The organism is Bacteroides xylanisolvens (genome assembly GCF_018289135.1).
Classification (GTDB): Bacteria; Bacteroidota; Bacteroidia; order Bacteroidales; family Bacteroidaceae; genus Bacteroides; species Bacteroides xylanisolvens.
Genome location: NZ_CP072216.1, coordinates 3,097,998 through 3,112,502 on the forward strand (window position 1 = coordinate 3,097,998; position 14,505 = coordinate 3,112,502).

The 14,505-nt window shown below is 44.6% G+C and carries 14 protein-coding genes and 1 pseudogene; 10 read left to right on the forward strand and 5 right to left on the reverse strand.

Annotated features, from left to right (window positions below):
* Positions 1-9 precede the first annotated feature (9 nt).
* A complete protein-coding gene (locus INE92_RS13325; RefSeq protein WP_008770760.1) occupies positions 10-477 on the reverse strand; it encodes a hypothetical protein in 468 nt (155 codons plus the stop codon).
* 295 nt (positions 478-772) lie between these two features.
* Between INE92_RS13325 and INE92_RS13330 the strand changes: the two genes are divergently transcribed.
* The 9 genes and pseudogenes from INE92_RS13330 to INE92_RS13370 all read left to right on the forward strand — a co-directional run bounded on the left by INE92_RS13330 (position 773) and on the right by INE92_RS13370 (position 5,884).
* Complete coding sequence (locus INE92_RS13330) at positions 773-1,117, forward strand: SH3 beta-barrel fold-containing protein (protein ID WP_008770759.1); 345 nt, start codon at positions 773-775, stop codon at positions 1,115-1,117.
* Entirely contained in the window at positions 1,114-1,338 is a 225-nt protein-coding gene (locus INE92_RS13335) for a hypothetical protein (RefSeq protein ID WP_015531489.1), read from the forward strand. The genes INE92_RS13330 and INE92_RS13335 overlap by 4 nt, the downstream gene beginning before the upstream one ends.
* A gap of 108 nt (positions 1,339-1,446) precedes the next feature.
* Positions 1,447-2,202: an HNH endonuclease gene (locus INE92_RS13340; RefSeq protein WP_015531488.1), complete on the forward strand. Its 756-nt coding sequence runs from the start codon at positions 1,447-1,449 to the stop codon at positions 2,200-2,202.
* A complete protein-coding gene (locus tag INE92_RS13345; protein ID WP_009038703.1) occupies positions 2,199-2,642 on the forward strand; it encodes an N-acetylmuramoyl-L-alanine amidase in 444 nt (147 codons plus the stop codon). The genes INE92_RS13340 and INE92_RS13345 overlap by 4 nt, the downstream gene beginning before the upstream one ends.
* Before the next feature lie 47 nt (positions 2,643-2,689).
* Positions 2,690-3,739, forward strand: a complete 1,050-nt coding sequence (locus INE92_RS13350; protein ID WP_015531487.1) for a DUF4373 domain-containing protein — start codon at positions 2,690-2,692, stop codon at positions 3,737-3,739.
* Positions 3,740-4,056: 317 nt separating this feature from the next.
* On the forward strand, positions 4,057-4,680 hold the full coding sequence (locus tag INE92_RS13355) for an NYN domain-containing protein (protein WP_195436416.1): 624 nt from the start codon (positions 4,057-4,059) through the stop codon (positions 4,678-4,680).
* 19 nt (positions 4,681-4,699) lie between these two features.
* Positions 4,700-4,975 (forward strand): annotated as a pseudogene (locus INE92_RS13360) (hypothetical protein); the annotation flags it as partial.
* A 148-nt stretch (positions 4,976-5,123) separates the two neighbouring features.
* Positions 5,124-5,318, forward strand: a complete 195-nt coding sequence (locus tag INE92_RS13365; protein ID WP_004317307.1) for a hypothetical protein — start codon at positions 5,124-5,126, stop codon at positions 5,316-5,318.
* A 26-nt stretch (positions 5,319-5,344) separates the two neighbouring features.
* Positions 5,345-5,884 (forward strand): hypothetical protein, encoded by a 540-nt coding sequence (locus INE92_RS13370; RefSeq protein WP_229096981.1) that lies wholly within the window; start codon positions 5,345-5,347, stop codon positions 5,882-5,884.
* A 126-nt stretch (positions 5,885-6,010) separates the two neighbouring features.
* Here the strand turns inward: INE92_RS13370 and INE92_RS13375 are convergent, their stop codons facing one another.
* From INE92_RS13375 to INE92_RS13385, 3 genes are all read right to left on the reverse strand, one after another.
* A complete protein-coding gene (locus INE92_RS13375) occupies positions 6,011-7,375 on the reverse strand; it encodes a TolC family protein (RefSeq protein WP_009038708.1) in 1,365 nt (454 codons plus the stop codon).
* Between the two features lie 386 nt (positions 7,376-7,761).
* On the reverse strand, positions 7,762-10,959 hold the full coding sequence (locus INE92_RS13380) for an efflux RND transporter permease subunit (protein ID WP_134993517.1): 3,198 nt from the start codon (positions 10,957-10,959) through the stop codon (positions 7,762-7,764).
* A gap of 18 nt (positions 10,960-10,977) precedes the next feature.
* Positions 10,978-12,261 (reverse strand): efflux RND transporter periplasmic adaptor subunit, encoded by a 1,284-nt coding sequence (locus INE92_RS13385; protein ID WP_134993518.1) that lies wholly within the window; start codon positions 12,259-12,261, stop codon positions 10,978-10,980.
* A gap of 157 nt (positions 12,262-12,418) precedes the next feature.
* Here INE92_RS13385 and INE92_RS13390 point away from each other — a divergent pair, with 157 nt between their 5' ends.
* A complete protein-coding gene (locus INE92_RS13390; protein WP_009038711.1) occupies positions 12,419-13,267 on the forward strand; it encodes a helix-turn-helix domain-containing protein in 849 nt (282 codons plus the stop codon).
* 66 nt (positions 13,268-13,333) lie between these two features.
* Here the strand turns inward: INE92_RS13390 and INE92_RS13395 are convergent, their stop codons facing one another.
* Complete coding sequence (locus INE92_RS13395; RefSeq protein WP_008641253.1) at positions 13,334-14,416, reverse strand: PDDEXK nuclease domain-containing protein; 1,083 nt, start codon at positions 14,414-14,416, stop codon at positions 13,334-13,336.
* Positions 14,417-14,505: the final 89 nt, after the last annotated feature.

Genomic DNA, 14,505 nt, shown 5'->3' on the forward strand with positions numbered 1-14,505 from the left:
TTCTACTTTTTATTGTTCCTCTTTCTCCCTATCTCCTTCCTTTTCCATAGGATCCTTAACCAGTTTTTTGGAGGTATGAAATCGAATTTCAATATCTATATGGCAGTCATTATCCACCGTGCAGTCTATATCTGCTGAATCGTCAACAATTAGATTTAAAACATGACACAACACTTCGGGAAATCCGGGAATAAATTCAGACTTTCCAATGATACAAGCAGAATAATTATGAATAGTTGTCCAATCGGGGATAGGACTCTGACCGTCAAATTTACATTTACACATACGTCCTATTGAAGAGCGCGAACAATTCGAATGGTTCGCCACATATCTTTCCGGAATATTATTCAACTGTTCTATCTTAAAAATACGATCCACCACCGCTTTCTTCACATCGTCGTCACTATGACGGACACCGGTTGTTTTACTCTGTTTATCTCTACTTTTTACTTTAAATTTCTTGCTTTCCTTTTTCATAATTTATTTTTATATTATTCCACAAAAGTCCGATATTTCTTTTAACATTTGTGTTCAAGCATGACACATTCGTTCTTATTCCATGAATAAATTTAAATATGGATAGATTTGGAGGTACCCATTTTCTACCCAACTGACATAATCAAAAAAAACAGGTCGAATCTTTTAATGCATCGACTCATTCAAGCATGACACATTCGTATCCATTCTTTTTTTATGCGTCAAGCTTGGACAACCTTTACGCAACTCATCTTCTACCTTTGCCACCGTAATCAAAAATAAACCGAATAAAAAAATGACTGAAATCAAAAAGAATCATTCACTTCAACGGATACGGCTTATGAAGCAGGCCGCTGTCATCCGGCAAAGTAATGGCATGAGCCGACACGATGCACTCGTCACGGCTCACCGGATAGGAAAGCTTATCCGACAAATGCATCACGGAAACGTCTGTTTCCGATATACCAAGCAGGATGGAACCATCCGTCGTGCCACCGGCACACTCATCGGCTACGAACATAGTTTCCGCCGCCCGTACACACCGAAACCGGAGAACACATTTGTCGTCTATTACGACATCGATGCCAAAGGCTGGCGCACCTTTCATGCTGAAAATTTTCTGGATATCGAAGTGGAATGAATCTACAGGAAAAAAGGATGAACCTGCAAGAACGAAAAGAGTGGGAAGCTCTTTGCAGACAGTATAATGTAGACTCCCTGCAAGAAGCGATTCAAGGTTGCCGAGAAGAATTAGAATTTCTCATTCACTGTGCCGAACGGCTCGAACCTCCTACAGAGCAAGATGAAGACAGCAAGAAACGCCGTTTAACACATACAAGAAACGCCGCTTTTCCACACTAGGAAGCGCCGTTTAACAGATGCAGGAAACGCCGTTTCTCCTTGCCAAATTCAGAGAAGCGACTATTTTTTAACAGAGTATAATTTTATTAACATTTATCAGTATCAAGTATGGAAAATTGGAGATTTATTGAAGAAAACCCCGACTATATGATTTCAGATCATGGGCGGGTATTGAGTTTCAAGGGCAAATCGAAGTTAATTCTTTGCACTAAAATCATCGGAACCGGTTATGAAACGGTATCACTCCTGAATAAAGGAATTTGTACCGATTACAACGTCCACCGCTTAATTGCCAAAGCATTTATTCCGAACCCGAAACATCTGCCGCAAATAAACCACCTTGACGGAAACACAATGAACAACCACGTGTCAAACCTTGAATGGTGCGATGCATACACCAACACGATGCACGCCATCCGCACAGGATTACGCCCCACCGGAACAGGTTCCCGTAAAGCTCCCTGCGCCGTAACGGATGCGAAAGGAATCATTTTACGTGCCTACCCGTCTATGAAAGAAATGGGCAGAGAGGAACGCCTGAAACCGTCACACCAACACTGGCTCATCCTGCAACTGAAACATCCGGATCGTGTATGGCTACATAACCTACGTGCAAGGCAACATCGGGGAAACGATTTCATGAAAGTTCCCTTTGCCAATTCATCGGCTTTATCACAACTGCCTGTCTTTTTAAACTCATTGGCAATAACGGATACGGCTGTACCACCGATTCACGCTCCCTTCACTCCGGTGCACCACTCGGTGACAAAGCAATATTACCGTCAACTGTCTGCAGAGGAGGCTGCCGCCTTCGGATTCACCTCCCCTACTATACGCAAACAAGAAAGGAGGATTTCACAATGAGAGACACCATCATCATCCATTGTTCCGCCACTCGTGCGGGACAGGATTTTACCGCTGCCGACATCGACCGCTGGCATCGTCAACGCGGCTTCCGTTCTATCGGTTATCACTTCGTCGTCCGTCTCGACGGCACGGTTGAACCGGGAAGGGATGTTGCCCTCGACGGAGCACATTGCACGGGATGGAATCATCGGTCTATCGGTATCTGCTACATTGGCGGACTGGACAGGAACGGTCGGCCTGCCGACACACGAACGGAAGCGCAGCGTGAAGCACTTGTCCGGCTGGTAGAAGATTTGCGCCTTGTCTTCCCTTCTCTGCAACAGGTGATAGGACATCGAGACACCAGTCCCGACCTTAATGGAGACGGTATTATCTCACCGAACGAGTATATAAAATCCTGCCCCTGCTTCGATGTAAAAGCGGAGTTTATTCAATAATTATCAGTTATTTATTATCAATTATTTACAATCAGTAATTTATCATCATGGCCCGCATTTCCAAACCCGGATTAGATTATTTTCCCCTCGATGTCAATTTTCTGCAGGACAGAAAAGTACGCCGCATCTCCTGTCGCCACCATGCGGCAGGGATTGCTGCGCTCACTTCACTGCTTTGCCTCATTTATAAAGAGAAAGGTTATTATATTTCGTGGAACAAAGACACGCTCTTCGACATCGCCCAGGAAGCGTGTTGCGAGGAGGAGGAAATGCAGGCCATCATTGATGATTGCCTGGCGGTGGGGCTGTTCGACAATCTTATATATAAGGAGTACGGTGTATTGACCTCACAGGCCATTCAGGAACAATATCATAAAATCATCACCGACAGCCGGAGAAAATACAAATTACCTCTGGAACATTTCTGGCTTATCGAGGAAGATTTTAAAGATGTAACAGAATCCCATGATTTTGCTACAACAATGCCACAAACAAAAGAGGAAACGGATACAGATATCAAAGGTAAACAGGAAATGGATATGGAAAATGAGAGCAAATCTGAAATCAAAAAAGACAAAGAGACAGAGAGACAAGGAAAATGCGAAAAAAAGAATGAGAGGATAATGCCGCCCGTTCCGTCAAACAGCGTTTTTCAGGCTTCGCCTGTCGTTGTAGAGGGTTTGTCTTTGGATAAATCGATTGGAAGAGAAAAAACGGAATCTACTGCGGAGACGGTTTCTGAAACAATTTCTGAAACAGCTCCGGGAACAGCTCCGGGAACAGTCTTAGAAACAGCTCCGAAAACGATTTCGGAAGGGATGCAAACGGGAGGGGGATCGGAAGCTATACTTCTACTAAATATGCAAACAATCGGTATCCGGAACGAACAGACAGTGAAAGCGATTGCCGCCCTTGCCCGACGTAAAGAACTGGGAGGTCCCGGCGGGATTTTATGGAAAATCCTTAGTTCCCAATACCGCCCTACCCTACTCAAAAAGAACGAACCGGGTGATTACATTCTTTGGGCGCTCAATCATCCGACGGAATTTGAAAACACATACAACGGGACACTGAAAAAGCTAATCAGGGGAAGATAAACCGGGAAAAAGTCTGAATATAAAAACGAAACATGCCATCATCATTCGTTTATATCATAAATTCAGGCAAAGAAAGATAGAAAACCAAGAACTATCGCTTCTTATCATACAAGGAAAAGGCCTCGACTTGTAGAGCCAGTATTTGTAACTCGAGAAACCAAAGAATAAAGTAAATCATAAAAAAGGAAGAAAAAGAACCTATCAATTTGTTATTCTAAAAAAGATTTGTACCTTTGTGGTACAAATTACCCCCCTTAGTTGAGAAATACTAAGGCTGACCCATCAATTAAAGATGGGTTTTTTTTATATATAACGCTATGGAAGACAAAAAGAAAGTAATAGTCTATGTAGACGGTTTTAATTTCTATTACGGGCTGAAGTCTAAAAAATGGAAAATGTGTTATTGGCTGGATTTAGTCAGCTTCTTTAATAGTTTTCTAAAGTCCTATCAAGAATTGGTAGAAGTCAATTATTTTTCAGCTCGTCCAACAGATGCAGGCAAACCCGATAGGCAAGATAAACTATTTCAAGCAAACAAATGTAACCCTAAATTTAACTTGATATTGGGTAAATACCTCAAAAAAGAGATTAAATGCCGTTATTGTGGTGGTATCATTCATTCTTTTGAAGAAAAAGAGACAGATGTACGAATAGCTACAAAGATTCTGTCGGACGCCTATAAAAAGCGCTGTGACATTGCTATCATTGTATCAGCAGACAGCGATTTAATACCACCTGTAGAGCTGATAAGAGAATTTAACCCGTTACAAAAGGTCTATGTATATTTTCCTCCTAACAGATATTCATCTAATTTATCGAACCTAAGTGATGGCACACGTAAACTTGATGGCGCTTTTAATATATTCAAGAAACATATATTGCCCCAAAAAGTGCAGCTACCAAACGGATATGTAATAGAACGCCCGGATGAGTGGAAATAAGATTTTAGTTCGACCTATCTTGCCGTTCAAGGCACGAAAAGCTGTCTTCGAGAAATTGGAAGATATCGCCGATGTAGCTTCTATGTCTCCGGAAGACAGGGAGCGATACGACAATAGCGTCAAGGTGTACCGCGATTATTTGGTGACAATGGATGCAGCTGAACAAAAAGGGATGAAAGAAGGCGCCCAAAAAGCCCAACTACAAATAGCCCGGAACATGAAAGCCAAAGGGATAGACAACCAATCTATTGCCGAATGTACTGATTTACCTTTAAGCATGATCGAAGAGTTATAGAGTAATTAGACAAAAGAAGTTAAAAGCACTCATCAATCCACAATCAGCCACCCTCTCTTGCAAATATATTTGTTATTTTTGCGGAGTAATAACATTATTACGTTCCAAAACAGATATTTGGGGCATAGCTCTAAAGGAGACATTAATTATGGGAAACAGTTTAAAAAAACAGAAAGAAGCTTCATTGGCTGCTAACAACACCAAAAAGAGCAAAGGTGAGAGACTTGGATGGAAATCAATAAGCGAATATAAAACTGTGTCTCTCAAAAAAATTGTCGGAAACGGGAATCGTGTAAACGAAACAAATATTCCTGTAAATACAAGTATAAGACTTGTACCGTAATGCTGGATAATATAAGGCCTTATAAGATGATATTTATTCAAAAAGCGTCACCAAATGTTGGTGACGCTTTTGATTTTGCATATATTTATAAATTCTACTCAAACAGAAAAGATATCTGTCAAAGACTAAAATACATTGTCAGGGTTGAAGTTACCAATGATATTTTTGCCATCAAGTTTTATGCTGCCAGAGACAAAAAGCTCGATAATAAATATAACCGAATTCTCAAAATGCACAACTATACAGAAACTCTACGTATATTTATGACTTGTGCCAGCATTGTCCCTCTCATTTTACAAGAATTCCCACTAGCTTCATTTGTGATAAATGGTGCTCAAAGTTTAGATTTAGAATCTAACAAAATAGAAGGAAGAGCCAACAATCAAAGGTTCAGATTATACAAAAACATGGCTACCCAATTATTTGGTAAAAAACGTTTTGAACATTACGAATTTATAGAAATCAGTTCTTACCTGATGGTAAACAAAAAAGAGTGTTCTGATATAGAGAGAAAAAAAGACAGAATTAAAGAAACCCTTCTTAACCTATATGACATAGACAGCTAAAACAAAAGAGGTGAGTTCCCCTTCACAGGGTAGCCCACCTCTTTCTCTTCATACACAAACATTCAAATGATCAGGTACCAGATGTTAGTCAATGTAACGGATGCCATCCATTTTAAACATACCTCCCTACATACGGCCGCCACCCAAAGCCTGATACAACGTAATCACACCCTGAATTTCGGTAAAGCGGTTCGCCACTTGTGACAGTTGCGCGTTGAGCAACGTCTGTTGTGCCGTCAGCACTTCCAGATAAGTGGTGTTGCCATGCTTCATCAACAGGCTTGTGCTCTTGGCGGCTGTTTGCAAAGAGGCTACCTGCTTGTCATAGTAGTCGGCTTTCTCGCGAGCAGTCTGATACTGTACCAGTGCCTCGTTCACTTCCACACCTGCATTCAGCAAGGTTTGCTCAAAGCTAAGGCGGGCTTCCTCCTGTTGGGCTTTCGCTATTTTCAGTTGGGCGATGTTGGCGCCTTTATTAAATAGAGGCTGCGTCAGAGAAGCTACGGCGGAAGCCAGAAACTTACCCGGATTGACAATCATGCTACCCGCACTGTTGGTCCAGCCTGCGCTGCCACTCAACGTGATGGAAGGATAGAAAGCGGCACGGGCGGCATTTGTGGTGTAGAAAGCCTGCGCCAACGAGAATTCTGCGCTACGCACATCGGGACGGTTGGAAAGCATCTGCAAGGGAACACCTACGGAGAAGTTTTCCGGCAACTGCTGGTTTCCCAGTTTGCCACGCTGTATCTCATGGGGAGTTTCAGCCAGCAACAACGCCAGTGAATTTTCCGCCTGATTGATTTGTTCTTTCAGGTCGAGCACGGTGGTACATATATTATAATAAGTAGCCTCCGTCTGCGCCAGTCCCGCCTCGTTCACCATACCGGCTTTTTTCATGGCACGGGTGGCGTTCACGCTTTCCTTCCACGCAGCTTCGGTGGCAACGGCTATCTCATATTGCGAATCGAGCATCAACAAAGTGTAATAGGTGTTGGCAACGGATGCCACCAATTGTGTCTTTACGGCTTGTTCATATTCCTTGCTCTGCTCGTAAGCAGCTTTCGCACGACGTTTTGCGGTGGTCACTTTTCCGAAAATATCCAGTTCCCACGAAGCGGTCACGGGCAGAGAGTAAGTCTGCGTCGCCTTTCCACGGTCGAAGCTGCTGGCAGCTCCTTCCGGCGCAAGGAATAAAGAAGGCAGATAAGACAGTTTGGACGTCAGCAAGGTAGCTTCCGCTTCTTTCACACGCAAGTGGGCAGTCTGCATATCCGTGTTGCGCACGAGTGCCGAATCAATCAGGTTTTGCAAAGACGGATCGGTAAAGACCTCCTGCCACGAGAGGTTGCCGAAGTTTGCCGTATCGGCGGCGGCAACTGATTCGCTACCGTAAAGTCCTTCGGGGACTTCCGATACCGGTTTGTATTTATTATAGATACCGCAACTGCTCAAAACGAGTGTTGCTGCGGACAGAATTATTATTTTTCTCATTCAACTATAAATTTATGATATAAACTAATGAGGAGGACAGATTCACTGTATCCTAATTAAATGCTTATTTTATCTTTCAGACAGAAGAACAAAAGAACAAATATTGAAGTCATTGTCAACGTTCTATTACAATGATTGTATTCATTATATCAACTAAGTATTTTTGCATACTCATCTTATATTATCAGGCACGGATTACGCGGATTACATGGTTCCTCGAATGATGGCTGTTATTAAGCAACTTTCTAATCTGTACCTGAATTTATGATATAAACTAATGATGGTGATATACTTATATTAATTACATCGATTATATGATTACATTAATTATATGACTACACCGACTTTATCTTTTGTACTTATGTTCTTCTGTCTAAAAATCAGAATTACTCTTTTCCAGCCCTGGACTTTTCTTCCTCGCTCACTTTGATTTCCTCTTCAATCTGCCAATCATGCGTAGGGGCACTCTGTACGGGACGGAGACGTTCCTGCAACCATTGGAAAGCAATGAACAAAGTCGGCACGATGAAAAGCAGTGCCAGCGTACCGATAGTCATACCGCCAACTACTCCCGTACCCAATGAACGGTTACCGTTAGCTCCTACTCCACTAGACATCATCAGCGGGAACAGACCGAAAATCATCGTCAAAGCCGTCATCAGAATCGGGCGCAGACGGGCTTTGGCTGCACTGACAGCAGAAGCAATCAGTCCCATACCGGCCTTACGGCGTTCGGCAGCATATTCCGTCAGCAAGATAGCCGTTTTTGCCAGCAAGCCGATCAACATAATCAGACCCGTTTGCAGGTAAATATTATTCTCCAGTCCGAACATCCGGGCGAAAAGGAAGCTACCCATCAATCCGCAAGGCACACTCAAAAGAACGGCGAACGGAATAATGAAGCTCTCGTAGAGCGCGCTTAGAATGAGGTAAATCATCAGAAAGCAGATACCGAAAATAATCATCGTCGTGCCGCTTTGCTGGTTTTCCTCACGGGTGATACCTCCGTAGTCATAGCCGTAACCTTTCGGAAGAGACTGTTCCGCCGTTTCCTGCACAGCCTTGATCGCATCTCCCGTACTGTATCCATCAGCCGGCATCGCGTTCACCGCAATGGAGTTATACATATTGAAACGGCTCAACGACTCGGCACCATAGCTGCGGGTCAGTGTAACGAACTGGCTCAACGGAGCCATCTCACCATTGGACATACGCACAAAAGCGTTGTCGAGCGAAGTCTCGTCCAGACGGAACATCGGATCGGCCTGAATCATAACGCGGTACACTTTAGAGAAACGGTTGAAGTTGGACACATACTGACCACCGTAGTAGCCGGACAGCGTACTCAACACAGCGTCGGGCGTGATACCTGCACGCTTGCATTTAGCCGCATCCACCTCTACCGTCCATTGCGGATAGCGCACGTCGAACGTCGAATAAGCCATTGCTATTTCAGGCCGTTGGTTCAACGCGCCCAAATATTGCTGGGTAGTGGTAAAGAACTCATTGATATCACCGCCCATCTTGTCCTGCATGTGGAGCTCGAGCGCATTACCCATACCGTAGCCCGGAATCATACCCGGTGAGATGGCGAACACACTGGCATCTTTAATATCGGCCGTAAGGGCATACACCTGTCCGATCACCGACTGCACATTATCCGCGTCATCCGGTCGTTCGTCCCACGGCTTCAACTTAAGAATCAACATTCCGAACGAACTTCCTTGTCCGGCCAGCAAACCGTAACCGGCCACTTTCTGCACGTGCTTCAGTTGGGGAATCGCCATCAGGCGTTTTTCGATGCGTTCCATCACCTCATCCGTCGTTGTGAGCGAACTGCCTGCCGCCGTACTTACATTGACGAAAATCACCCCCTGATCCTCGTCGGGCACCAGACTGGTCTTTGTCGTATTCATCAGGAACACAAGCAACACTACGGAACAAGCCAGCAGCGACCATGTGAGCCATCTGCGCTTGATAAAGAGCAATACAATCGTCTTATATTTATCCACCATCACATCGAAAGCCGAATTGAAAGACTTACGGAAACGTGCCGCAAAGTTGTTCTTCTGCGTTCCGTCTTCATTGATGTAAGGCTTGAGCAGCAATGCGCACAAAGCCGGACTCAAGGTCAACGCATTGATAGCCGAAATACCTACTGCCACCGCCATCGTCAACCCGAACTGTGTATAAAACGTACCGGAAGTGCCGCCCATAAAGGACACCGGAATAAATACCGCCATAAACACCAGTGAAGAAGTGATAACAGCATTACTGATACCTTTCATCGCGTCGATACTTGCCATATAGGACGACCTGTACCCCACATCGAACCGCGCCTGCACCGCCTCGACGACAATAATGGCATCATCCACCACCGTACCGATCACCAGCACGAGCGCAAACAGTGTCAGCAGGTTGATACTGAATCCAGCTATCGCCATGAAAGCGAACGTACCTACCAGAGACACAACGATTCCGACCAAAGGAATCAATGTGGAACGGAAGTCCTGCAAGAAAACGTACACCACAAGGATCACGAGGATAATTGCCTCGATCAACGTCTTCACCACCTCATGAATGGAAGCGAACAGGAAGTCGTTGGAGCTCATCATCTGTGTCAGCTCCACTCCTTTCGGAAGATCCTTGCGTGCCTCATCGAGAAATTTGTCGATGTTCTGGTTTACTTCCGTCGCATTGGAACCTGCCGTCTGGAACACCATACAAGACACACCCGGATGGCCGTCCATACCACCGTGGTAAGCGTAGCTGTCCTGTCCCAGTTGTACGTCGGCAATATCTTTCAGTTTCAACACCTCGCCAGTATCGCTAGAACGGATGACGATGTCGCCAAATTCTTCGGGAGTAATCAGACGTCCCTTGTACTTCATCGTATATTGGTACGTTTCATTCGAGTTCTCGCCAAACGAACCGGTTGCCGATTCGATATTCTGCTCGGCAAGCACGCCGGTGATGTCGGACGGAATCAGTTTGTACTGTGCCATCACATCCGGCTTCATCCATACACGCATACTATATTCACCACCCATAATCATCATATCGCCCACACCGGAGATGCGGAGAATCTGTGGTTTCAGGTTGATGCTGATATAGTTGGACAGGAAGTTCTCGTCATAACTCTCGTCCGGACTGGACAAGGAGAACATCTGCAAGATACTCGTCTGCCGCTTGGAAGTGGTCACACCGACTTGGGTTACTTCCGCCGGAAGCTGTCCCGTAGCACGCGACACACGGTTTTGCACGTTGACAGCCGCCATATCAGGATCGGTGCCCTGCTTAAAATAGACGGTGATGCTCACCGAACCGGCATTGGTGGCGGAAGATGTCATGTAGGTCATGTCCTCCACCCCATTGATCGCCTCTTCCAAAGGCGCGATTACACTCTTCTGCAACGTTTCCGCACTGGCACCATAATAGGTGGTACTCACCATAATGGTAGGCGGAGCAATATCGGGGTACTGCTCAACAGGCAGACTGAACAGCCCGATGATACCCACTACAACAATCGTAATAGAAATGACTGCCGATAATACGGGGCGTTCTATAAAGGTTCTTAAATTCATGAATGATTCCTCCTTGGTTTAATTTTCAGTAGTTGTGGCCGGAGACGCTGTGGCTGTCTCTGCCAACAGAGATTGAGCGGTCGTCTCCGCTAATGAGGATTGGTTGATTGCCTCTGCTAATGAGGATTGATTTATTGTCTCTGCTGATGAAGATTGATTAGCCTTTGTCACTCCTGCCACTGGAGTTTGAGCAGCCTTCGCCTTGACCGGAGTACCTTCACGAAGCAATCCTACGCCTTCGGCCACAATCACATCTCCCGGTACCAGCCCTTCATCTACAATAAATTCCCGACCGCCGTTGACGCGAGTCACCTGTACCGGGTTTGATTGAGCTTTACCGTCCACTACTTTATATACATATCTCTTATCCTGTATTTCGAAAGTGGCAGCCTGTGGAATGGTCAATGCTCCCGTTTTCTGCACAGGAACAATCACGTTGCCCGCACCACCGCTATGCAACAATCCTTCCTTATTCGGAAAAACAGCACGCAGACTGACCGTACCCGTCGAACGATCGATCACTCCACTAATCGACTCGATCTGTCCTTGTTCGGAATAAGCCGATTTATCGTTCAGTTGCAGATTGATGGCAGGCATATTTTTCAGCGCCTCTTCTTTGGAACCGTATTGGCGGATGAGTCCCAGCAACTGGTTTTCCGTCATGGAGAAGTAAACATACATATCCGAATTGTCGGAAACCGTTGTCAGCGGTTGGGCAAGAGCGGAACTCACCAAAGCGCCTACGCGGTAAGGCAATGTACCCACCACACCGTCTGCCGGACTTTTCACAACCGTATAAGAAAGATTGTTGCGGGCACTCACTTCCTGCGCTTTTGCCTGCGCCAACTGTGCCTTGGCAGCCAGTAGGGAGTTTTTCGCGGTACTCAAATCGAAAGAGGAAACTACGTTCGCTTTATACAGTTCCTCTTTACTGTCATACGTCAGTTGTGCCGTAGCCAGAGAGGCTTTTGCCGATTCAACGTTTGCCACTGCCGTTTGCAAAGCAGCTTCATACGGCACCTGATCGATGATGAACAACGTCTGTCCGTTCTTCACGCGTTGACCTTCCGTCACACAGACTTTAGTCAGCGTACCACTCACCTGGGGATAAATATCAATATCTTGGCGTCCGCGGATGGTTGCCGAGTAGGCGCTTGAAATCATCCGGTCGGCCGGAACAACGGTCATCACTTCGTATTCTGTTTCCATTTGTGCCGGGGAAGCCTGTTTACAGCCTGTCGCAGCAATCATACAGCAGAGCAACAATAATCCCTGCTTCATTTTACATACCTTTCTACTCATTTTCTGTTACCTATTAAATATTTTTAAACGCGGCAAAGGTAGACTGTTTTCTTCATTGAAAACTGGACTTAGTATCTTCAGTTTTGTTCATTTTAGGAACATCAAAACCGATATTTAGTGAAAAAGTGCTATTTTTGTACCCAAAATAAGAATAACAATGGAATCAAAAAACTCTAGCCTAGCCATATTTCGTGAACCGTTCGTAGCCGGAATGGACGAAAACCTGTCTCCAATTATGCAACGCCTATGGAAACTGGAAGGGGGTGCCATCTATTTTTGCCGTAGCGGATGGGCACACGTCACGATCGACTTGAAAGACTATGAAATTGTCGAAAATACTCAAATCGTGCTCTTGCCGGGAACGATTATCCGCGTCAACGGCAGCAGCAGTGATTTCACAGCTTCTTTCTTCGGATTCCCCAAAGAAATGTTTCGTGAAGCCTGCCTGCGTTTCGAGCCGATCTTCTTCCGGTTTATCAAAGAAAAGCCGTGTTACGTACTTCCGGAAGAAAATACCGGAGCTATCAATGGGTTAATACGTGCCACGACCGCTATATACAACGACCGCGAAAATCGTTTCCGCAACCAAATTGCTAAAAATCACCTCCAGTCGTTTATGTTGGATATCTATGACAAGTGTTACCGCTACTTCGACCGGCAGGAAATAGAAGGAGGAAGTCGGCAGGATGAAATCTTCAAGAAATTCATCGCACTGGTGCACGAAAACTGCATCGCTGAAAGGGAAGTAACCTTCTACGCCAACAAGCTCTGTATCTCCACCAAATACCTGACAGGTATCTGCAAAAGCGTGACGGGTGAAGCTGCCAAAAAGCTTATTGATGACTTCTCCATCCTGGAGATAAAAGTGCTGCTTCAATCCACCGAACTGACGATTCAGGAAATAGCCGACCGGCTCGGTTTTCCCGACCAGTCGTATCTAGGCAGGTATTTCAAACGGCATGAAGGGATGTCGCCGAAGGAGTATCAGAGCAAATATTCTATCTAATAACCAAAATAGCACAGACGGGCGAGCATGGTGTATTTTTTCCACCTATACACCACTCCGCCTAAATTATTCTGCACTTTCATTGTCCTGTAATCCCTGATAAAGTTTGCTTTCCAGTTCTTCGATGGAAGGCAGTCCGGATTTTATATCGTGAGGGATTGATTTACCTAACTCATAATCGGAAATACCTATTGGTTTGTGCACATCACGTAAAGCATATTCAGCCATGATGCGATCTTTGTTCTGACAAAGAAGCAAACCAATCGTCTGATTATCACCTTCCCGGCAAAGAATATCATCTACTGCAGAACAATAGAAATTCAGTTTACCGATATATTCGGGTTGGAAGTCACCCTTTTTCAACTCCACGACTAAATACCTGTGCATAAACACATTATACATCAAGATGTCAATATAGAAATCATTGCCGGACACTTCAATATGATACTGTCTGCCCATGAAGGCGAAGCCTGCTCCCATTTCGAGAAGGAACTTTTCAATATGCTTAACCAACCCTAACTCTACATCTCTTTCGTTATATTCGTCAGTGAAAGTCAGCATATCAAAAATATAGGGGTCTTTTAAGGTTTCTTTTACCTGCTTGGCTTGTATTTCCGGGAGAGTGGAATCGAAGTTGTTTGCCAATGCTCCGTAAGTATGGTAGTAGTCCTGATTGATAGCTTCAATTAAGAAATTACGACTCCATCCACTCTTCAAACATTGAATCATGTACCAATAGCGGGCTTTCAGGTCTTTTACCCGTTGTATTAAAGTGATGTTGTGTGACCAGCTTAACTGTTTTATCGGAAGAACACAATTTGACATTTCTAATTTGGCAACCACTGGTTGCCAAATTGTAAGCTCTTGATTATATTCTTTATGAAACTGAATCATACACCTGCAATTTCGTGGGGAAAAGCCCTTCACTTTCGGATAATCATTCTTCAGGTCATTGGCAAGCTGTTCAAGTGCATTGTTCCCCCATCCTATCTGTTTCTGGCTTTCACAAAGAAGTTTGCCGATGTCCCAATACATAGAAAGCATTTCTTCATTAGCGGAATAAATCGCTTTTTTCTGTGCGAGTGCCACCCGTGCTTTGACTTGTTTAAGCAAAGTAGCGTAGTTAAATATACTATTTTGAATTTCCATTTATTATTTTTCGTTTTAGATTAAAGACACTATAGGTTATTCCTATCCAAGCATCATTCAGCCGATTGCCCCAAAGCAAAGAGACCTTC

What these genes read in the sequence shown, in the direction of transcription:
- INE92_RS13395 (WP_008641253.1), bottom strand. Translation starts at nt 14,416, where the DNA reads ATGGAAATTCAAAATAGTATATTTAACTACGCTACTTTGCTTAAACAA.
- INE92_RS13375 (WP_009038708.1), bottom strand. Translation starts at nt 7,375, where the DNA reads ATGAGAAAAATAATAATTCTGTCCGCAGCAACACTCGTTTTGAGCAGT.
- INE92_RS13340 (WP_015531488.1), top strand. Translation starts at nt 1,447, where the DNA reads ATGGAAAATTGGAGATTTATTGAAGAAAACCCCGACTATATGATTTCA.
- INE92_RS13350 (WP_015531487.1), top strand. Translation starts at nt 2,690, where the DNA reads ATGGCCCGCATTTCCAAACCCGGATTAGATTATTTTCCCCTCGATGTC.
- INE92_RS13325 (WP_008770760.1), bottom strand. Translation starts at nt 477, where the DNA reads ATGAAAAAGGAAAGCAAGAAATTTAAAGTAAAAAGTAGAGATAAACAG.
- INE92_RS13330 (WP_008770759.1), top strand. Translation starts at nt 773, where the DNA reads ATGACTGAAATCAAAAAGAATCATTCACTTCAACGGATACGGCTTATG.
- INE92_RS13335 (WP_015531489.1), top strand. Translation starts at nt 1,114, where the DNA reads ATGAATCTACAGGAAAAAAGGATGAACCTGCAAGAACGAAAAGAGTGG.
- INE92_RS13380 (WP_134993517.1), bottom strand. Translation starts at nt 10,959, where the DNA reads ATGAATTTAAGAACCTTTATAGAACGCCCCGTATTATCGGCAGTCATT.
- INE92_RS13370 (WP_229096981.1), top strand. Translation starts at nt 5,345, where the DNA reads ATGATATTTATTCAAAAAGCGTCACCAAATGTTGGTGACGCTTTTGAT.
- INE92_RS13365 (WP_004317307.1), top strand. Translation starts at nt 5,124, where the DNA reads ATGGGAAACAGTTTAAAAAAACAGAAAGAAGCTTCATTGGCTGCTAAC.
- INE92_RS13390 (WP_009038711.1), top strand. Translation starts at nt 12,419, where the DNA reads ATGGAATCAAAAAACTCTAGCCTAGCCATATTTCGTGAACCGTTCGTA.
- INE92_RS13385 (WP_134993518.1), bottom strand. Translation starts at nt 12,261, where the DNA reads ATGAGTAGAAAGGTATGTAAAATGAAGCAGGGATTATTGTTGCTCTGC.
- INE92_RS13355 (WP_195436416.1), top strand. Translation starts at nt 4,057, where the DNA reads ATGGAAGACAAAAAGAAAGTAATAGTCTATGTAGACGGTTTTAATTTC.
- INE92_RS13345 (WP_009038703.1), top strand. Translation starts at nt 2,199, where the DNA reads ATGAGAGACACCATCATCATCCATTGTTCCGCCACTCGTGCGGGACAG.